This window comes from Desulfovibrio sp. X2 (assembly GCF_000422205.1).
Lineage (GTDB): Bacteria > Desulfobacterota > Desulfovibrionia > Desulfovibrionales > Desulfovibrionaceae > Alkalidesulfovibrio.
Genome location: NZ_ATHV01000033.1, coordinates 34,688 through 52,956 on the forward strand (window position 1 = coordinate 34,688; position 18,269 = coordinate 52,956).

18 protein-coding genes and 1 tRNA gene are annotated in these 18,269 nt (G+C 71.0%); 10 read left to right on the forward strand and 9 right to left on the reverse strand.

Features of this window, described 5'->3' with window-relative positions:
• The first annotated feature begins 47 nt into the window (after positions 1-47).
• From DSX2_RS11385 to DSX2_RS11395, 3 genes are all read left to right on the forward strand, one after another.
• Positions 48-251 carry a Trm112 family protein gene (locus DSX2_RS11385; RefSeq protein ID WP_020880782.1) on the forward strand — a complete coding sequence of 68 codons (204 nt, stop codon included), beginning with the start codon at positions 48-50 and terminating at the stop codon, positions 249-251.
• A gap of 216 nt (positions 252-467) precedes the next feature.
• Positions 468-881, forward strand: a complete 414-nt coding sequence (locus DSX2_RS11390; RefSeq protein ID WP_020880783.1) for an Hsp20/alpha crystallin family protein — start codon at positions 468-470, stop codon at positions 879-881.
• 10 nt (positions 882-891) lie between these two features.
• A complete protein-coding gene (locus tag DSX2_RS11395) occupies positions 892-1,248 on the forward strand; it encodes an Hsp20/alpha crystallin family protein (protein ID WP_020880784.1) in 357 nt (118 codons plus the stop codon).
• A 105-nt stretch (positions 1,249-1,353) separates the two neighbouring features.
• Here the strand turns inward: DSX2_RS11395 and DSX2_RS11400 are convergent, their stop codons facing one another.
• Genes DSX2_RS11400 through DSX2_RS11435 form a run of 8 tightly spaced genes read right to left on the reverse strand, consistent with a single transcriptional unit; the run spans position 1,354 to position 10,627 of the window.
• A complete protein-coding gene (locus tag DSX2_RS11400) occupies positions 1,354-2,004 on the reverse strand; it encodes a histidine phosphatase family protein (RefSeq protein ID WP_020880785.1) in 651 nt (216 codons plus the stop codon).
• Entirely contained in the window at positions 1,995-3,239 is a 1,245-nt protein-coding gene (locus tag DSX2_RS11405; RefSeq protein ID WP_020880786.1) for a DVU_1551 family NTP transferase, read from the reverse strand. Before DSX2_RS11405 ends, DSX2_RS11400 begins: the two co-directional genes overlap by 10 nt.
• Positions 3,236-4,261, reverse strand: a complete 1,026-nt coding sequence (locus DSX2_RS11410; protein ID WP_020880787.1) for an XdhC family aldehyde oxidoreductase maturation factor — start codon at positions 4,259-4,261, stop codon at positions 3,236-3,238. Before DSX2_RS11410 ends, DSX2_RS11405 begins: the two co-directional genes overlap by 4 nt.
• Positions 4,236-5,327, reverse strand: a complete 1,092-nt coding sequence (locus tag DSX2_RS11415) for a DVU_1553 family AMP-dependent CoA ligase (RefSeq protein ID WP_020880788.1) — start codon at positions 5,325-5,327, stop codon at positions 4,236-4,238. The genes DSX2_RS11410 and DSX2_RS11415 overlap by 26 nt, the downstream gene beginning before the upstream one ends.
• Complete coding sequence (trsS, locus tag DSX2_RS11420; RefSeq protein WP_152512927.1) at positions 5,324-6,790, reverse strand: radical SAM (seleno)protein TrsS; 1,467 nt, start codon at positions 6,788-6,790, stop codon at positions 5,324-5,326. Before trsS ends, DSX2_RS11415 begins: the two co-directional genes overlap by 4 nt.
• 11 nt (positions 6,791-6,801) lie before the next feature.
• Positions 6,802-7,254, reverse strand: a complete 453-nt coding sequence (locus DSX2_RS11425) for a DVU_1555 family C-GCAxxG-C-C protein (protein ID WP_020880790.1) — start codon at positions 7,252-7,254, stop codon at positions 6,802-6,804.
• Positions 7,251-8,033, reverse strand: a complete 783-nt coding sequence (gene trsM / locus DSX2_RS11430; RefSeq protein ID WP_020880791.1) for a DVU_1556 family methyltransferase — start codon at positions 8,031-8,033, stop codon at positions 7,251-7,253. The genes DSX2_RS11425 and trsM overlap by 4 nt, the downstream gene beginning before the upstream one ends.
• Entirely contained in the window at positions 8,033-10,627 is a 2,595-nt protein-coding gene (locus tag DSX2_RS11435; RefSeq protein ID WP_020880792.1) for a pyridine nucleotide-disulfide oxidoreductase/dicluster-binding protein, read from the reverse strand. The genes trsM and DSX2_RS11435 overlap by 1 nt, the downstream gene beginning before the upstream one ends.
• A gap of 164 nt (positions 10,628-10,791) precedes the next feature.
• Here DSX2_RS11435 and DSX2_RS11440 point away from each other — a divergent pair, with 164 nt between their 5' ends.
• Entirely contained in the window at positions 10,792-11,688 is an 897-nt protein-coding gene (locus DSX2_RS11440; protein WP_020880793.1) for a DNA polymerase III subunit delta, read from the forward strand.
• Positions 11,689-11,771: 83 nt separating this feature from the next.
• Here DSX2_RS11440 and DSX2_RS11445 read toward each other — a convergent pair whose 3' ends face one another.
• On the reverse strand, positions 11,772-12,839 hold the full coding sequence (locus DSX2_RS11445) for a hypothetical protein (RefSeq protein ID WP_035042012.1): 1,068 nt from the start codon (positions 12,837-12,839) through the stop codon (positions 11,772-11,774).
• A gap of 788 nt (positions 12,840-13,627) precedes the next feature.
• On the opposite strand from DSX2_RS11445, the gene DSX2_RS11455 reads away from it, so the two are divergent.
• The 6 genes from DSX2_RS11455 (at position 13,628) to pheS (ending at position 18,130) form a co-directional block, all read left to right on the forward strand.
• Positions 13,628-13,702: transfer RNA gene (locus DSX2_RS11455), tRNA-Val, on the forward strand.
• A gap of 63 nt (positions 13,703-13,765) precedes the next feature.
• A complete protein-coding gene (thrS, locus tag DSX2_RS11460) occupies positions 13,766-15,712 on the forward strand; it encodes a threonine--tRNA ligase (protein ID WP_020880795.1) in 1,947 nt (648 codons plus the stop codon).
• Entirely contained in the window at positions 15,687-16,259 is a 573-nt protein-coding gene (gene infC / locus DSX2_RS11465) for a translation initiation factor IF-3 (protein ID WP_052014769.1), read from the forward strand. The genes thrS and infC overlap by 26 nt, the downstream gene beginning before the upstream one ends.
• A 142-nt stretch (positions 16,260-16,401) precedes the next feature.
• Positions 16,402-16,599, forward strand: coding sequence for a 50S ribosomal protein L35 (gene rpmI / locus DSX2_RS11470; protein ID WP_020880797.1), 198 nt, complete (start codon positions 16,402-16,404; stop codon positions 16,597-16,599).
• A gap of 103 nt (positions 16,600-16,702) precedes the next feature.
• Complete coding sequence (gene rplT, locus DSX2_RS11475) at positions 16,703-17,056, forward strand: 50S ribosomal protein L20 (protein ID WP_020880798.1); 354 nt, start codon at positions 16,703-16,705, stop codon at positions 17,054-17,056.
• A 12-nt stretch (positions 17,057-17,068) separates the two neighbouring features.
• Entirely contained in the window at positions 17,069-18,130 is a 1,062-nt protein-coding gene (gene pheS, locus DSX2_RS11480; protein ID WP_020880799.1) for a phenylalanine--tRNA ligase subunit alpha, read from the forward strand.
• Positions 18,131-18,269 lie beyond the last annotated feature (139 nt).

Below are 18,269 nucleotides of genomic sequence, written 5' to 3' on the forward strand. Positions count from 1 at the left end.
GCGCCTCACACCGCGCAGGCGTGCGCGCAATTTCAAAGGAGCGTCAAATGAGCCTGAATACCGAACTCCTGAGCATCCTCGTGTGCCCCAAGTGCAAGGGAGACATCGAGCTGACCCCGGAGCAGGACGGCCTGATCTGCAAGGCCTGCAATGTGGCCTATCCCGTGGTGGACGAGATCCCGGTGATGCTCGTGGAGGAGGCCATCCCCCTGGCCGACTGGCCCGCGAAGCGTCCCTCGGCCAAGAAGTAGCCGCCGCGCGCGACCGGTCCCGGCGAAGCGGGCGCCGCGCATGGTCCGGCGCCCGCCGCCCGGCGCCCCGCGTCCCGCCTTTGGGGGAAGAATCTCCGCGCCCACCCCGCCGCCTGCGGATGAAGCGGTTCGGACGCATCGTCTCCTGTTGACAATCCGGCACGGAATTTTATTACTGTGTCACGATAGTCCCACACCCACAGGAGGCTTCCGCATATGGTCATCGACTTCAGTTCCTTCTACGACCTGCCGCGGCAGATGGACCGGCTCATGGCCGAATTCATGCGCCCCTACGGTCCCGTGTCCCGCGGCATGGCCTATCCGCCCCTCAACATCTGCGAGGACGAGGAAGCGATCATCGTCGCGGCCGAGATTCCCGGCGTGGACATGTCCGAACTCGACCTCTCCCTGACCAACAAGAGCCTGATCATCAAGGGCGAGCGCAAGGTGGAGCAGGGCAAGTACTATCGCCAGGAGCGGCCGACCGGCGCGTTCCAGCGCATCGTGACCCTGGGCGTGCCCGTGGACCGCGAGAAGATCAAGGCGACCCTGGTCAACGGCGTGCTGACCGTGACCCTGCCCAAGTCCGAAGGCGTCAAGCCGCGCAAGATAAGCATCGAAGGCGCGTAAGGAGGCAGCCATGAGCAACGCAAGAGAACGCAAGCTGCCCGTCGTGCGCCCGGCCACCGACATCCTCGAGAAGGAGGACGGGTTCCACATCTTCATGGACCTGCCGGGCGTGAGCAAGGAAGCCCTGGTCCTCGACCTGCGCGAGAACGAGCTCGTCGTCTCGGGCAGCGTGGACTACCCGCCGGACGAGAAGAAGAAGCACCTGGCCGTGGAGTTCGGCGGCGGCGAGTACAGCCGCACCTTCACCCTGGCGGACATCGTGGACCGCGAGCGCATCACCGCCAATCTGGTGAACGGCGTGCTCGAGATCTTCATGCCCAAGCGGGAGAAGGAGAAGCCCAAGCGCATCGAGATCGTGGGCGGCTGAGCCACCTCTTCACCGCCCGCTCACCGCACAACTTCCCGCCGGGGGAGGCGTCATGCCTCTCCCGGCTTTTTTCGCGCCTTTGGCCGGGACGCGGGGAGAGGGAGATCAGTCCAGCTCGTCGGCGGCAGCACAGAGCGCGGCGGCCGCGTCCTGGTTGAAGGCCAGGAGGTGCGGGCCGTCGCCGCGCCACTGCAGGACGCAGCGGCGGCAGTAGCCCAGGTCCAGGCGGAAGAGGTTGTCCACGGGCATGCCCAGGGCGTGGCAGAGAAGCGTGCGGATGACGCCCGCGTGGCAGATCACCAGGGCGTGGCGCTCCTTTCCCGGCCGCGCCTCCAGCTCCGCGAGAATGGAGGAGAGCGCTGCCGTGGCGCGCTCCATGAGGTCCGCGAAGCTCTCGCCGCCCTCGGGGCGGTGCGTGGCCATGTCCGCGCCGCGCATGTCGAACTCGCCGGGAAAGCGTTCCCGCACCTCGTCCGCGGTCAGCCCGTCCCACGCGCCGAGGTCTATTTCGCGCAGGCCGGGGAGGTAGGTCACCTCGACGGCGCGGCCGTCGAGCGCCGCCTCCGCTGTCTGGCGGCAGCGCAGGAGGTCCGAGCAGTAGACGCGGGCGAAGGGGACGCGGGTGAGCGGCTCGCGCCAGGCAGCGGCCTGGGCCAGCCCCTTTTCCGTGAGCGGCACGTCGCGCTGGCCCAGGAAGCGCCAGGGGCGCTGCACCTCGGTCTGGCCGTGGCGCAGGAGATGGACGGTCAGGCGCACGGCCCGGCCTCCGAGACGTCCATGACCTCGGCGAGGATCGAGGCCACGTCGCGCCCCGCGGCCGCCTCGATGCGGCGCTGCATGTCCAGGGCGTTGGCGCGGCGGCGGCTGATGGCAGCGGTGGCCTCCGCGTCGCCCGCGAACAGGTCGAGCTTTTCCTGGAAGCGCCTCGCGACGCCCACGAAGCGGTCGCAGCGCACCAGCTTGTCCGCGAAGTAGACCAGCTCGCGCTCGGTGATGCGCGGCGCGTCCTCGGGCGCGATGTCGCGGTGCGCGCCCACGATGCGCGCGGCGGAGAAGAATCCCATGTCGTCCAGCAGGCGGCCGCCCGCGCGCTCGTGCCGCGGCTGGCCCTTGGCGATGTCGTGCAGCAGGCCCGAGACGAGGATCAGCTCGTGGTCCAGGCCGCTGTCCGGCGGCAGGTCGGCGAGGGCCGCGTCTCCCGCAACTTCTTTTGCATCGTCCGGACGCGCCGCCGCTGCCTCGAGCGCCCGGGCGCACGCCAGGGCCGCCTCGGCCACGGCCCGGGCGTGCGCCCGGCCCTTGGCGGGCACCTCCTGCAGGTCCAGCAGTGCCTCGGCCTCCTCGGGCGTGGGCACGCCGCGCCGCTGCCAGCGGCGTATGGCCTCCTGGTAGTCGTCCGGGTGGTCGAGGTCGAAGAGGATGTTGCGGTCGGCCACGGGCACGAGTTCCAGCGCCTCGGCCGGAGGTCTGCCGCTTTTCGCGGCCAGGCCCTCGAGCGCGCCGCGAAGCCCGCCTGCGCCCTGCCAGGCGAGAATGTCCGGCACGAGCCCTGCCGGGATGAGCGGCGGGTGGCCCGGCTCGGCGCCGCTGCCGAAGCTCGGTGTCAGGGCGCGCGTCCTGTCCGCGCCCGCGAAGCGCTCCATGAGGCGGCGCACCGTGGCGGGCCGCACGAGGGGGATGTCCACGGGCAGCACGAAGACGGCGTCCACGCCGTCCGGCACGGCCGCGAGGCCCGCGCGGGCCGAGGTGAACATGCCTTCGGCGAAGTCCGGGTTCACGATCCCGGCAAGGCCCAGGCGCCCGGCCTCGGCCAGGGTCTCGTCCGCGCGGTGGCCCGCGACGGCGGTGATCTCCGTGACGCCCGCCTCCCGGAACAGCCCGGCCGCGCGCGAGAGCAGCGTCTCGCCGCCCAGCGGCAGGAGCGGCTTGAAGCCGCCCATGCGCGAGGACAGCCCCGCCGCCAGGATCACGGCGTGGAAGCGGGGGCTCACAGCCCTCTCCGCCGAGCCCGCTCCTGTATCAGCTCGGCGGCGATGCTCACGGCGATCTCCTCCGGGGTCTCGGCGTCGATGGAAAGGCCCACCGGGCAGTGCACGCGCGCGAAGTCCGCGTCCGTGAAGCCCTGGCCGCGCAGCCGGTCGTAGACCGCGTCGCGCTTCCTGCGGCTGCCGATCATGCCGATGTATCCGGCCTTCGTGCGCAGGGCCTGGGCCAGGACCGAGGCGTCGTGCACGTGGCCGCGGGTGACGATGACCACCGAGGCCTCGGGGCCGATTTCGACGCCGTCCAGGCAGCGGGCCATGTCCCCGGGCACGAGGATCTCGTGGGCCGTGGGGAAGCGCTCGCGGCTCGCGAAGTCGGGCCGGTCGTCCAGCACCGTGACGCGAAAGCCCACCATCACGGCCACTGCGGCCGTGGGCCGGGAGACGTGGCCCGCCCCGGCGATGAACAGCGGATCGGGGAAGCTCCAGGGCTCCAGGAACCACTGCCGCCCGTAGGCCTCGAAGAGCACGGGCGCCTGGATGGAGGCGCCCGCCGCGCGCGCGGCCTCGGCGATCTCGGGCGGCAGGGCGGCGCCCGCGTCCGGGCCGCGCGTGCCGAGCAGGCTGCGCTCCCCGCCGGAGAGCGGCGTCAGGAGCAGGCAGCGCTCGCCCGTGCGCAGCCGTCCGGCCAGCTCCGCGAAGAGCCCGGCGCCGACGCCCGGCTCGATGCGCTCCAGGAAGACGCGCAGCTTGCCGCCGCAGATCATGTCCGCGCCCGCGGCCATCTCGCCCGTGAGGTCGAAGTCGAGGAGGCGCGCGCCGCCCTCGTCCATGACGCGCTGCGCGGCCTCGATGACCTGGGCCTCCACCAGCCCGCCGCCCACGGTTCCCGCGATGCGGCCGCCCGTGCGCACGAGCATCTTGCTGCCCGCGGTGCGCGGCGTGGAGCCCTCGTTGGTGGCTATGGTCGCGGCGACCACGGTCTCGCCCGCGGCCAGCCACTCGTCAAGGGTCGAAAGAAGGTCGTCCACGTCGTCCGGCTCCTTTTTCAGGCTGAATGATGCGCGTCCCGGCGGCGTCGCGCACGATGCGCCCCTGTACCGCGCCGAGTCGGCGAAGCGGGCTGCCGCAGGCGCACGGCCCGGCGAGCATGCGCGCCGCGTCCCCGGTGCGGAAGCGGATGAGCGGCATGCCGCGGCGCAGCAGCGTGCTCACCACGACCTCGCCCAAGGCGTTTTGTCCCAGGGGTAGGCCGCTTTCCGGGTCCACTATCTCGAAGAAAAGGTCCGCTTCGCGCAGATGATACCCCTGATGCGCCAAGCATTCCACCCCTCCGCCGAAGCCCGTCTCGGTCTGTCCGTAGTGGGCGAAGATCTCCGCGCCCCAGGCGTCGGCCACGGCCGCGCGCAGCTCGTCCGCCACGGGCTCGCCCGAGAGGAGCATGGTCCGCACCCGGCCCTTTCCGGCCTGGCGGGCCGAGGGATCGGCCATGAGGGCCGCCGCCTGCCGGGGCAGGGCGGCGACGCAGGAGATGCCCGCGTCGATCAGGAGCCGCGCGGTCTCGGCCGGGGAGCAGCCCTCGGGCGCGAACAGGGGGCGCGCGCCCATGCGGGCCGTGGCCCGGGCCAGCAGGTCGCTCGCGCCGTCCGGCGTGCGGCCGGGCAGGAGGACGAGCACCGCGTCGCCCGGGCGCGCCAGCATGGTCATGCCCTGGCTGAAGAAGTCGAGCGTGGCCGCCACGTCCTCGTCCGTGAGGAAGATGCGCTTGGGGCCGCCCGTGGTGCCGGAGGTGCTGATGGTCACCACGCGCGCCACCGCGCCCTGCGGGACGCAGAGCATGTGCTCGCCCGCCTCGCGCAGGTCGTCCGGCGTGGTGAAGGGGATCTGCGCCACTTCCTCGGGGGTCCTGGGAAAGTTCGGGGGCAGAGAGGCGAGGTGGTTGCGGTAGAACGGGCTCTTCTCCCGCGCCCAGGCCAGGGTGGCGCGCAGCGCGGCCAGCTGCCAGGCGGCCAGGGCCGCGGGATCGGGCGCGCCGTTCGGCCCGGAGACGCCGCTTCGCTCCGCCACCCAGGCGTCCAGGCTCGGGAAGAAGGTCATCGCGCCGCGCCCCGCCCGATTCCGCCCCGCCCGATCCCGTCCCGACCAGTCCGGCCTCGACCGGCTCGGCCCCGGTACAGGGTGCGGCCGTCGGCCGCGGTCAGGTTGTAGAGGCAGAAGGGGATGAGCCCGCTTTCCGGCCCGGCCACGTGGATGCAGCAGCCGCGCACCCGCTCCAGGTCCAGGCTCCAGGCGTCCTGGAAGGCCATGCAGGAGATGGTGAAGCGGTTCTCGCTCCCGGCCGCGGCCAGGAAGCGGTCGAAGTCGTCGGAAAGCTCCGTGAGCGGCCTTGCGGGCGCGGGCGCGGCCCACTGCCGGGCCGTGAAGGACTTGGACTTGCGCGCGCCCTCGGCCGCTTCGGGCGCGGCGCCGAAAATCTCCCCCTCGCGCGGGGAGCAGCAGCTCGACCCGCCCCCCTCGGGCAGGAGGGCGAGGCGGCCGTCCGGGCCGCGCAGGAAGGTGGCGGAAAAGGAGCACAGCTCGTGCTCGCAGCAGGGCGGGTGGAAGTCCTCGGCCGCGAGCGGCACCTCGGTCTGGGCCGCGAGCCCGGCCAGGACCTCGGGCAGGGTCAGCCCTCCGGCCCCCGCCGTCCCCGTATCCCACGGGTAGCGGCCGAAGGAGGCCGCGGGCTGGAAATGCACGCCGCGCACGGTCGGGGCGCGGGACAGGGCCAGGCGCAGGATGGTCCCGAGCTCGCGGTCGTTCACCCCGCGCGCCAGGGTGGGCACCAGGACCACGCCGAGCCCGGCCGCGGCGCAGGCGTCGATCGCGGCCAGCTTCTCGGCCAGCAGCGGGCGGCCGCGCAGGGCCGCGCAGGCCGCGTCAGAGCCGTCGAACTGCAGGAAGACCGAGACCAGCCCGGCCTCGGCCAGGCGCCGGGCATAGCCTGCCTCGCGGGCCAGGCGCAGGCCGTTTGTGTTCAGCTGCACGAAGGAGAAGCCCGCCTCGCGCGCCGCGCTCACGATCCCCGGCAGGTCCTCGCGCACCGTGGGCTCGCCGCCGGAAAGCTGCAGGTTGCACTGCCCGGCCTCGCGGCGCAGCCGCACCAGGCGCTCGGCCAGAAAGGCGAGGTCCGGATCGGGCGTGTCGGCCGTTTCCGAGGACGCGAAGCAGATGGGGCAGCCCAGGTTGCAGCGCTGCGTGATCTCCAGCACCGCGGTGCAGGTGTGCTGGCCGTGGTCGGGGCAGAGGCCGCAGTCGTAGGGGCATCCGGCGTCGCTTGCCGGGCCGGGCCTGAGCGGCGCGGAGGGCTTCTTGGGCCTGCGCCAGGAGCGCATGTCCGGCCCGCCGCGCCAGACCGGCACGCTGAAGGGGCCGTGCTCCGGGCAGTCGCGCTCGAGGAACACGGCGTCCCCGCGCAGCACGCGCCGCGCGGGCAGGCGCCGCAGGCAGACGGGGCAGAGGCTCTGCGTCTCGGAAAGGACTTCTTCGCCCGGCGTCCCGCCCGGAGTTTCCGCCGTCATTTCGCGCGCGCTCATTCTTCGCGCGGCACCGAGGGGTCCACGCCCTGCTCGGCCAGGATGGCCAGGAGCTGCCCCCAGGCGTCGGACAGGAGCTCGCCGCAGCGGCTCACGTCCGGCTTGCCCTCCGGGCATTCGCCCAGGATGTCGGCGCAGGTCATGCCGCCGTACTGCGCGGTGCGCTCGCCGAACCAGTCGTAGAACTCGGACACGGCCAGGTCGGCGCGCTCCGAGGCGGTCTCGTCGTCCGCGCCCTTGCCGAGGTAGAGGGAGAGGACGCAGGCCCCGCCCGTGAGCACCCCGCAGGTGGCGCCGCACTGGCCCATGCCGTGGCACAGCCCGCCCAGCGCGCGGATCAGGTCGGCGTTCTCGCGGCCCTGGGCCCCGAGCGCCAGAAGGCCCAGGATCTGGCTGCAGCAGTATCCCCGCCCGGCCAGGGGCAGGATGTCCATCATGTACTCGCTCATGCGTGCTCCTTCTGGCGGGGGGCCGCGGTTCCGGCCGCGGCGGCCGCGTGGGAAACGGCGATGCACAGGAAATAGCCCGGCCGTCCGGCGGCGCAGCCGCACTGGCCGTCCGTCCTCCCCGTGCCGAGCGACGGGGCCAGGTCCGCCAGGGAGAGCCCGGCGAAGAGCAGGCGGCCCGCAAGCTCGGCCAGGAGGCGGGAGTGGTCCTCGAAGAGGCGGACGGTAAATCCGGCTGCGCCCAGGCGCTGGAGGATTTCCTCCTGGGGCGCGGCCCCGGCCGCGCAGCCCGCCGCGCGGCGCGTTCCGGCCTCGGGCCGGGCGCGCAGGTAGAGGTCCGTGAGGATCAGGAACCCTCCGGGCGCGAGGACGCGGGAGAATTCGTCGAGCGCCCTGCCCGGCTCGCCAAGGAGCGAGAGGACGCATTCGCAGAGCACGGCCGCGCAGCTGTGCGCGGCCAGGGGAAGGGAGAGGGCCGAGGCGCGCAGCAGGGGGATAGCCGTCTGACCACTGGTGCGGCCGCAGGCGTGTTCGCGCGCATGGCCGAGCAGCTCGGGCGAGAGGTCGAGGCCCACGGGCGAGAGCCCGCGCCCGGCCAGCAGGGCCAGGCTCGCTCCCCGGCCGCAGCCCACGTCCGCCACGCGCGCGCCCGCGGGCAGGTCTCCCATGCCCGCGCACAGCTCCAGCCCCCGCGTCGTGAGCGCGGTGCCGCCGGGCCGCAGGGCATCGCCCGCCGCCTGCTGGAAGTCCGGGCGCGCGAACAGCGGCACCGCCGCGTCCATCACTTGTCCTCCAGCAGCTGCTCCACCTCGGTCATCTTGCCCACGGCCAGGGCCTCGGGCACCAGCACCATGCCGCAGGACGGGCAGGAGAGAAGCGAGATGGCGAACGCGCTGCCCAGGTAGGTGACCTCCGTGGTGCGCGGCTCCATGGTCCTGCCTTCCCCGCTCTTGCCGCAGGCGCAGGCCCAGTCGCCGGACTTGGGGAGGTAGACCATGCTCGTGCTGGTCGTGTTCGCCCTCTTCTCGCCGTCCGTCCCGTTGCCCTCCGCCGCGCCGTCGTCCATGGAGCCGGGCACCACCATGCGGTGGCACCAGGCGCGGGAGACGACCACGGCGTCGCCCTCGCGCGCGTACTCGACCCAGTAGGTCACGCGGCGGGGCCGGAAGTAGGCCAGGAAGCGGCCGCTCGCGCGCTCCACGAGCTTCTTGCCCGTGCGCTCGGCGCGCGCCACCGCGGCCGCCACGTCCTCGCGCAGGATGCGGCGCTCCTCCAGGGTCTCCTGGACCTCGGGCGGGATCTCGAGCCTGAGGCCCTGTTCCAGCTCGACTTCGGGGGGCGTCTCGCCCCAGACGTCGCGCAGCAGCGCGGCCTTGAGGCGCGCGCGCCGCTCGTGGCGCTCGGAGAAGCCCGGCCCCCGCCAGGCGGGATCGGCCTCCTCGCCGGACTCGGAGGGCGGGAAGAGGAAGTCCAGGACGTGCCAGGTGCGCTTGCCCTCGGCCGAGAGGCGGTCGCGGCACATGGCGCAGGACGCGGCGAAGTCGCGCGGGCTGAGCTCTGTGCGGCGCCTGGCCACCTCGTGCGCCATGGAGGGGTCCACGGCGCCCATGAGGCCGCCGTAGCCGCAGCACTCGGTATAGAGCCCGGAAAGCTCGAGCTCCTCGTAGGGGATGTCCCGTTTCGCGAGCACCGCGCGCACGGCCTCGCGCACACCGGGCACGTGGCGCATGGTGCAGGGGTCGTGCAGGGCCAGGGGGGCGTCGGGCCTGGTCCCGCCGCCCTCGGGCAGCCCGGTCTCCCCGAGGACCTGCCACAGGGAGACGGCCTGAAGCTCCGGGGCCTGCTCGCGGAACACGGCCAGGCACGAGGAGCAGGCCGCCACCACGCGCGGGCGGCCGAGCTTCTCCCAGGCGGCGCGAAGCTCGGCCAGGGAGTCGGCGAAAAGCTCGTCCTGCGTGGCCCAGCGGGCCGGGATGCCGCAGCAGCGCAGCATGAGCCCCACGCCGCCGGACAGGCGCCCGCGCAGGAAGGCGTAGACCGAGCGCACGTGGTGCGGATGCGAGGCCGCGAGCTGGCAGCCGGGGAAGAAGAGGTGGCTGCACGTCTCCTGGCCGGGCTCGGCGCGCGCCAGGGCGAAGTCCTCGCCGTTGCTGAAGGCCATGTCCTCCAGGGCGAATTCGTGGGCCGTGGGCGGCATCTTGCCGCGCTCCACCATGTCGCGCCTGGCCGTCCGGCAGAGGTCGGCCATGGAGAAGCGCTCCGGGCAGACCTCGGTGCACAGGCCGCACAGGCTGCACGAGTTGACCATCTTGTTGGCCTGGTGCACGCCCTGGACGATGGCCGCGTTGTTGTAGATGAGGCGGGCGTACTTCTTGGGGTAGCCCTGGTAGCGCTCCAGATAGGCGCATATCTTGACGCACTCCAGGCACTGGCAGTTCAGGCAGCGCCCGGCCTCGGCCTTCGCCTCTCCGGCCTCGTAGCCCTTGGCCTCGTCGGCCGGGGCCACGCGCGCCAGGGGCTCGACGCCCTTGAGCGAGGTGAAGAGCCGCGTCTCGAAGGGCCCCTCGCGCTCGCGCGAGGCCGTGAGCGAGGCGCCGGACATGAAGCGGTCCATGGACGCGGCCGCGCGGCGGCCGTCCGCCGCCTCGGCCATGGCCGAGGGCTCGCCCGTGGCGTCGTCTGTCCATCCGCCGCAGAAAATTCCGTCATCGGAAGAGGATGCCGCCAGGGTCACGGGGTCCACTGCCCCGCGGCGCGCGGGGCAGAGCGGGGAGGGGGCCTCGGCGAAGACCGCGTCGAACTCGCCGCGCAGGGCTTCGGCCGTGAGCCCGGCCACGTCCTGCTGGTCCAGGCGCGCCTCGATGCCCATGGCGAGAAGCCGTTCGATCTCCCTGTCGAGCTCGGCCGGGGGCAGAAGCTCCTCGGGCAGGCCGCGCAGGCGGCCGCCGAGGCGCTCGCCCGGGGCGATGATGACCACGGCGTAGCCCTTGCGGCGCAGGTCCCAGGCGCAGGTCATGGCGGCCAGCCCCTGGCCCACCACCGCGGCCTTTTTGTTCTTGGCGGGCAGGACCAGCGGCTTGGGGCCGGGGCGGCCGAGCCGCATGGCCGTGCGTTCGAGCGCGCCGATGGCCAGCGGGTCGCCTGCCTCCCTGCGCTTGCACTGCGCCTCGCAGGGATGGTCGCAGATGCGCCCGAGGATTCCCGGCAGGGGCATGGTCCGTTCCAGGATCTTGCGGGCGCCGCTCGCGTCGCCCGCCGCCATGCGCTCCATGAAGGCGCGCGCGTCCACGTGGATCGGGCAGGATGCCTGGCACCAGGGCTGTTCCTCCTGGATGCAGCGGCGCTCCCACTCGCGCAGTTCTTGCTGGTTCATCATATGTCAATTCTAGCAGAAAAGGGTGGGCTCGGCAAAGCGTACCCGCCCTTCCACGCGCCGCTGGGTCATTTCTCTACAGGCTTGGGTCAAATCTCTACAGCCAGTGCGGGCCGCCTCGTTCCGGGACATCGCGGCGTCTGGCAATCCGCGGCAGGGTCGTGTACATGCGGCGCATGGAGACGATCCCCGAACGCCAATCGCGGGTGGCCGCGCGCCTGGCGCGGCTCAGCGTCGATCCCCCGGCGAGCCTGCTGCTCGAGGGCGGCACCGAGGCCGAGCGCGAGGCCATGGCCATCTACTGGGCCCAGGCCGTGAACTGCGAGGCGGGCGGCGCCGTGGGCAGCAGCGCGGGCGGGAAAGGCCCGTGCGGCGCCTGCACGGCCTGCGTGCAGCTCGCGCAGCGCGCGCACCGCGACCTCTTCTTCTTCGATTTCAGGGCCGGGCCGTGGGCCGACTGCATGGACGAGCTGAAGGCCGCGCGCCGGGTCATGGGCGAGCCGCCGCGCGAGGGCGGACGCCGGGTCATCGTGCTCTTCGAGGCGCACGGCATGCTCGACCCGCACGCCAACCTGCTGCTGAAATCCATCGAGGAGCCCGGACCCTACAACGTCTTCGTGATCACCACGCCGCAGCGCGAGCGCATCCTGCCCACCCTCGTCTCGCGCAGCTTCACGGCCACCCTGGCCTGGCCGCCGCCGGGCACGGAGCTGGCCGCGGACCTGGGCGAGGGCGATGCGGGCGACGTGGCGGGGCTGGCGCGGGCGTTCTACGGCTTTCTGGCCTCGGGCAAGGGGCTCTTCGCGATGACCGGGGGGCGAGGCAAGGTCGGCAAGGCCGTGGCCGAGCGCCTCGTGCTGCTCGTGCAGCGCGACCTGGCCCAGGCCCTTGCGGGCGCTCCGGCCGAGGAGGGCGCGCGGCTCCTCGCCGCGCGGCTGGACCGAGAGGGGCTCAGGCGCCTGGACCTGGCCCTGGACCAGGCCAAGCAGTCGCTGGACACCAAGGTCAATCCGTCGCTGGTGGTGGACTGGCTGGCCGTGACCGCGCGCGGCTGGCTCGGCTGAGCCTGCCCGCTCTCCCTTCCGCCCCGATTTCGGTCCCGATCTCCGCTTGAACCGGGCGCGGCCGTCCTGGCCGCGCCTTTTCCTCACATGTTCATGTGCAGGCCGAACATCAGGCTGACGCCCGGGGCGTCGCCCATGTCCACCTCGTCCGCCAGGTCCGGCGCAGGCGCGAAGACGCGGGCCGAGCCGTCCAGGGTGAGGTCCTGCTCGAGGGGCAGGGCCAGGCTCAGGCGCAGCTCGCGGCCGAGCAGCCCGTCGTCCGGGGAGGCGAGGGCAGCGCCGTCGGCGGCGTAGACGTCGCCCTGGCCGGCCGCCAGGTACTGCATGAACTCCGTGGTCAGCGTGAGGTTGCCGGGACCCTGGAAGGTCACGGCCGAGCGCAGGACCGAAAGGTTCGAGGCGGCCAGGAAGCCGTCCATGGCGCCCACGGCCGAGTCGCCCGCCAGGAGCGGCTGGAAGGCCGTGATCTCGCCGCCGTCGTCGTCCCCGCCCGAAAAGGTGGCGAAGCCGAGTTCCATGGAATCCACGAGGGGGAGGGGCGGAGTGACGGCGACGCCCGCGGCGAAGGCGTAGGCCGACAGGGCCTCGTCGTCCGCGCGGCCGCGCTGCAGCAGGGCGCTGGAGGCCAGGGTCACGTCGCGGTCCAGGGCCAGGCGCGTGGACAGGCCGTAGGTGTTGGCCGCTATGCCGCTGGAGGCGCTGCCGCCCGGGGCCTGCAGCTTGCCCGCGGCGTCGGCGCCCAGGCGCTGGCGGTACCACAGGAAGGAGAGCGTGGCGGGCACGTCGGGCGGGGCGAGCCTCGCCTCGCCGCCGTAGAGCAGGGCCTCGGTCTCCGGGTGCAGCCCGCTGTTCGTCACGTCGTCCATGCGCGCGGCCAGGCCGCTTATGGTGAGCGGCCCGAAGGCGCGCGAGCGCAGGCGCAGGCCGTCCAGGCTCGCCGTGTCCGGCAGAATCCCGGCGAGCAGGTCCGGCCCGAGGCCGAGGTCCATGGACTGGCGTCCGACCGAGAGGGTCAGGGAGGTGTCGCTCGGGATGATGTCCACCACGGCCTGATCGGGCAGGCCGGGCGTCGTCGTGGGCAGGACGGGCGCCCTGCGGGCCGAGCCCGGGATGCGCGCGCCCGCGCCCGGCAGCGACGGCAGCCCCGACATGCCGGATATCCTGGCGCGCACCCGGGCGACGCCGAGGTCCACGCTGGGCGAGGATCTCAGGCCTCCTGCGCCCGCCGCGCCATCCGCCGAGGTGCCCGCCGGGGTGCCCGCCGGGGCATCTGCCGAAGCGTCGGGCGTCGAGCCCGGGACGATGGACGACTGGGACGCGACCAGGGAGGCATGGGCCGGGGCCGTGACCGTGCAGGCGACGAGGGCGAGACAAAGGAAAAGGAGGAGAGCGGCAGGGCGAAGGCGGCAGACAGGGGCGACGCGGGGCCGGTCCGTGGGCGGCGGCGCGCAGAGGAAGGCGCGCGCGGCGCGCATGCGCGGGCCCGGTCCCCTCAGCCTGGCGCAACGAAGCCTCGCTCCGATGGGGCGGCGTTCTTGCGGGGTGCGCCACGGGCGCGTGCATGTCTTCCGATGAGTCTGGACGAATATGGGCAGGTCGCCGTGCATCGGATGAATGATGCGGAACAGAAGCGGCGATACGCGATTGCGGATGGTGTTGCGTTGCTGCTGCATGGCCCTCCTGGCGGCTTGCGTGCCATATAGATCTGAATTGCCGTTCAAACGGACTATAAGGTCGGAATATGTCGATTGCAAGACAGGAAGAATTCGCCTGCGGCGTGCGGGGCTCGTCCCTGTGGACGATGTCGGCGGCGTCCATGGGGGGAAGAAACGCGCCTGGGCGCGAAAACGGGCACAGAAGCGGATGAAGAAAAAAAGCGGACTTTCGCTTGACACCCGGCAGGCCGACTGCTATCTGACTCCTCCCTTGATGGGAACGTAGGCGCGTAGCTCAGGGGGAGAGCACTTGCTTGACACGCAAGGGGTCAGGAGTTCAAATCTCCTCGTGCCTACCAGCTAGACTACTGAAAGGGAGGCTTCAGCCTCCCTTTTTCACTCGTGAGGCAAGGAGCGCGACGGTGCAGCTCACAATCGCCGGGCAGGCGGTGGAAGCCGCCCCGGGAGAGCCCATGGCCGAGGTCCTGGGCAAGGCCCTGTCCAAGAAGAAGTTGAAGGAAGTGGTGGCGGTCCGCGCGTGCGGCCGTCTTTTCGACGTTTCGGCAGCCCTCCCCGCCGAGTGCGCCGACGTCGCGCCTGTCTTCGAGAGTGATCCCGAAGGCCTCGAGGTCATCCGCCATTCCGCGGCCCACCTCATGGCCGAAGCGGTGAAGAAGCTCTTCCCCGAAGCCAAGGTGACCATCGGCCCGGCCATCGAGTCGGGCTTCTACTATGATTTCGACTACGAGCGTCCCTTCACCCCCGAGGACCTCGAGGCCATCGAGAAGGAGATGGTGCGTCTCGCCGGAGCGGACGCGCCCTTCACCTGCCGCGTGGTCAAGAAGGACGAGGCGAAGAAGCTCTTCGCCGCCAAGGGCGAGGACTACAAGCTCGAGATAATGGACGACCTCGGCGGCGACGAGTTCTCCATCTACACCAACGGCGGGTTCGTGGACCTCTGCCGCGGTCCCCACGTGCCGAGCGCAGGCCGCATCAAGGCCTTCAAGCTGCTCTCCGTGGCCGGCGCCTACTGGCGCGGCGACTCGGACAAGAAGATGCTGCAGCGCATCTACGGCACGGCCTTCGCCTCGCCCAAGGAGCTGAAGCAGCACCTCGAGCGCATCGAGGAGGCCAAGCGCCGCGACCACCGCAAGCTGGGCACCCAGCTCGACCTCTTCTCCTTCTCCGAGGAGGCGGGCGCGGGCATGGTCATCTGGCACCCCCGCGGCGGCCTTCTGCGCACCATCCTCGAGGACTTCGAGCGCAAGGAGCATCTGAAGCGCGGCTACGCCATCGTGCAGGGCCCGCAGATCCTCAAGCGCGAGCTTTGGGAGCGCTCCGGCCACTACGCGAACTACCGCGAGAACATGTATTTCACCGAGATCGAGGAGCAGGCCTACGGCATCAAGCCCATGAACTGCCTCTCGCACATGCTCATATACAAGTCGCGCGTGCGCAGCTACCGCGACCTGCCGCTGCGCTTCTTCGAGCTCGGCGTAGTCCATCGCCACGAGCGCACCGGCGTGCTGCACGGCCTTTTGCGCGTGCGCCAGTTCACGCAGGACGACGCGCACATCCTCTGCCGCCCGGACCAGCTCCAGGAGGAGATCCTCGGCGTCGTGCACTTCGTGCAGGACGTGATGAACCTCTTCGGCTTCGAGTTCGAGGCGCGCATCAGCACCCGTCCGGAAAAGTCCATCGGCTCGGACGAGGACTGGGAACGCGCCACCAATGCGCTCATGAACGCGCTTTCGGCCGGAGGCTTCCCCTACGAGATCAATGCGGGCGACGGCGCGTTCTACGGGCCCAAGATTGACATTGTCATCAAAGATGCCTTAGACCGCCGGTGGCAGTGTGCGACCATCCAGTGCGACTTCACCCTGCCCGATCGCTTCGACCTCACCTACGTGGGGGAGGACGGTGAGAAGCACCGTCCGGTCATGCTGCATCGGGTCATCCTGGGGTCCCTGGAGCGGTTCATCGGCGTGCTCATCGAGCACGTCGCAGGGGCGTTTCCCACCTGGCTCGCGCCGGTGCAGGCCAAGATCCTGACCGTGACCGACGCCCAGGCGGAGCACGCCCATTCCGTGCTTGCCGCGCTTCGCGCCCGCGGCGTACGGGTCGAGGCAGACTTGAGAAACGAGAAGCTGGGCTACAAGGTTCGTGAAGCCCAGCTGGAAAAGATACCGTATATGCTGGTCATCGGCGACAAGGAGGTCGAGGCCGGGGGAGTCAACGTCCGCACTCGCGGAGGCGACAACCTGGGCTTCAAGACCATCGCCGAGGCGGCAGAGATGATTTTGGCCGATACGGCCGAACCGTTCAAACGCGGAGGGATGAGCTATAGCTTCGCTGCAGGCGCGTGTTAACCGGCAGATCAGGGTCCGTTCAGTCCGTCTGATCACCGAAGACGGCGAACAACTCGGCGTCAGGACCATCGAAGACGCGTTGGCGTTGGCCCAGGAAAAGGGCCTCGACCTCGTTGAGGTCGCGCCCAACGCCGATCCGCCGGTCTGCCGCATCATGGATTACGGCAAGTACAAGTACGAGCAGCAGAAAAAGCAGCAGTCGGCGCGCAAGAAGCAGGCCCAGGTCCAGATCAAGGAGATCAAGTTCAGGCCGAAGACCGACGAGCACGACTACCAGACCAAGCTCCGGCACATCCGGCGCTTCCTGGAGGAGGGCGACCGCTGCAAGGCCACGATCTTCTTCCGCGGACGCGAGATCGTGCACAAGGACCGCGGCGAGACCGTGCTCGCGCGTGTCGCGCAGGACACTGCCGACATCGCCAAGGTCGAGCAGGAGGCCCGCGCCGAGGGCCGCACGCTGTTCATCATGCTTGCGCCGATTCCGAAGAAGCCTGAAGAGAAGGGCGGCTCCGCCCCGCAGGCCCCGGCCGCCGAGCCCGAGCAGTAGACCCGGGCCGTAGACCCGGGCAGTAGACCCGGGCAACAGGCCCGAGCAGTAGGTTCGGACGGGCGGCCCGAGCGGCGGGCCCAAGAAAGTTCAGTCCGCCCCGCGGCGTGATGCCGGGGGCGAACACATAAGGAGTGAGGACATGCCTAAGATCAAGACCAACCGCGCGGCGGCCAAGCGCTTCCGCAAGACCGGCAGCGGGAAGATCGTCAGGCGGCGCAAGAACCTGCGTCACATCCTGACGAAGAAGAGCGCCAAGCGGAAGCGGCTGCTCGGTCAGGCGGCGCTGGTGGACAAGACCAACGAGCGCGCCGTCAAGGAGATGTGCCCCTACTTGTAGGCCCTCGGGCCTCGGGGTGCACGCCACGTCGTCGGCAAGCGCATGGCCGCCGACGGGTGAACGAATCGGTCCCGGACGGGACCCTACTTAAGGAGAAGAAACGATGCGTGTGAAACGTGGTGTAGCCGCTCACAAGCGGCACAAGAAGTATTTGAGCCTTGCCAAGGGCTACTACGGCGGCCGCAAGAACCAGTACCGCATCGCCCGCGAGACGGTCGAGCGGGCCATGGCCTACGCCTACCGCGACCGCAAGGCGCTGAAGCGCGAGATGCGCGCCCTGTGGATCCAGCGCATCAACGCGGGCGCCCGCGAGCACGGCCTGTCCTACAGCCGTCTGATCCACGGCCTGTCGCTGGCCGGCATCGAGATCAACCGCAAGATCCTGGCCGACCTGGCCGTGCGCGAGAAGGAAAGCTTCGCCGAGCTGGCCAAGCTGGCCAAGGCCAAGCTGGTCTAAGGCCGCGCCGCCATGTCGTCCGACAAAAGCGCCGTCACCGGCATACTGGACGAGTTGAACCGCCTGGTCGGGGAGTGCGAAAGCGCCCTCGGCCAGGCGTCTTCGCTTGACGCGGTCGAGGCCGCCCGCGTCGAGTTCCTGGGCCGCAAGGGCCGCCTGGCCCAGGCCATGTCCGCCATGGCTTCCCTGCCCGGCGAGGACAAGCCCGCGGTGGGCAAGGCCGCCAACGAGGCCAAGGCCCGCCTGAACGAGCTCCTCGACGAGGCGCAGCAGGCGCGCAAGCGCGCCGCCGCCGCCGCGGCCTACGCCGATTTCGACCCCACTGTGCCCGGCCGCGCGCCGCTCCCCGGCTCGCTGCATCCCGTGACCCTGGCCATGGAAGAGGTCGCCACCATCTTCCAGCGCCTGGGCTTCGAGGTCGTGGCCGGTCCGGAGGTGGAGAACGACTGGAACAACTTCGAGGCCCTGAACATGCCGCCGGACCATCCGGCCCGCGACATGCAGGACACGCTGTACGTCACCGACTCCATCCTCCTGCGCACGCACACCTCGCCGCTGCAGGTCCGCACCATGCTGGCCAAGAAGCCGCCGGTGGCGATCATCGCCCCGGGCAAGGTCTACCGCCGCGACTCGGACCTGACGCACACGCCCATGTTCCACCAGATCGAGGGGCTGCTCGTGGACACGCGCACCTCCATGGGCGATCTGCGCGGCGTGCTGGCGCACATGTGCCGCAAGCTTTTCGGCGAGGACACCCGCACCCGCTTCCGCCCGAGCTTCTTCCCCTTCACCGAGCCCTCCTCCGAGGTGGACATCACCTGCTCCATCTGCAAGGGCGAGGGCTCCTGCAAGGGCAGCCCCTGCCGCGTGTGCAAGGGCACGGGCTGGATCGAGATACTCGGCTGCGGCATGGTCGACCCCAACGTCTTCGCCTCGGTCGGCTACGACCCGGAGAAGTACGTGGGCTGGGCCTTCGGCATGGGCGTGGAGCGCATCGCCATGCTCAAGTACGGCATCGGCGACCTGCGCATGTTCTTCGAGAACGACCTGCGCTTCCTCGGCCAGTTCTGCTAGGCTTTCTGACCGGCCGTCCCGGTGCGGCCCGCCGCGCGCGGTTTGCCCGGCATTCTTTGACTGAATCGACATAGACCTCCTCACCCCACGCCAAGAAGTTTTGGGGGAGGAGAGGGGTCCGGAGAGAGGGGGACCCTTT

Excerpts from the sequence above, each read along its gene's own strand:
- DSX2_RS11385 (WP_020880782.1), top strand. The coding sequence starts at position 48 with ATGAGCCTGAATACCGAACTCCTGAGCATCCTCGTGTGCCCCAAGTGC.
- DSX2_RS11390 (WP_020880783.1), top strand. The coding sequence starts at position 468 with ATGGTCATCGACTTCAGTTCCTTCTACGACCTGCCGCGGCAGATGGAC.
- DSX2_RS11395 (WP_020880784.1), top strand. The coding sequence starts at position 892 with ATGAGCAACGCAAGAGAACGCAAGCTGCCCGTCGTGCGCCCGGCCACC.
- DSX2_RS11415 (WP_020880788.1), bottom strand. The coding sequence starts at position 5,327 with ATGACCTTCTTCCCGAGCCTGGACGCCTGGGTGGCGGAGCGAAGCGGC.
- trsS (WP_152512927.1), bottom strand. The coding sequence starts at position 6,790 with ATGACGGCGGAAACTCCGGGCGGGACGCCGGGCGAAGAAGTCCTTTCC.
- DSX2_RS11425 (WP_020880790.1), bottom strand. The coding sequence starts at position 7,254 with ATGAGCGAGTACATGATGGACATCCTGCCCCTGGCCGGGCGGGGATAC.
- trsM (WP_020880791.1), bottom strand. The coding sequence starts at position 8,033 with ATGGACGCGGCGGTGCCGCTGTTCGCGCGCCCGGACTTCCAGCAGGCG.
- DSX2_RS11435 (WP_020880792.1), bottom strand. The coding sequence starts at position 10,627 with ATGATGAACCAGCAAGAACTGCGCGAGTGGGAGCGCCGCTGCATCCAG.
- DSX2_RS11440 (WP_020880793.1), top strand. The coding sequence starts at position 10,792 with ATGCGGCGCATGGAGACGATCCCCGAACGCCAATCGCGGGTGGCCGCG.
- DSX2_RS11445 (WP_035042012.1), bottom strand. The coding sequence starts at position 12,839 with ATGTCGGGGCTGCCGTCGCTGCCGGGCGCGGGCGCGCGCATCCCGGGC.
- rpmI (WP_020880797.1), top strand. The coding sequence starts at position 16,402 with ATGCCTAAGATCAAGACCAACCGCGCGGCGGCCAAGCGCTTCCGCAAG.
- rplT (WP_020880798.1), top strand. The coding sequence starts at position 16,703 with ATGCGTGTGAAACGTGGTGTAGCCGCTCACAAGCGGCACAAGAAGTAT.
- pheS (WP_020880799.1), top strand. The coding sequence starts at position 17,069 with ATGTCGTCCGACAAAAGCGCCGTCACCGGCATACTGGACGAGTTGAAC.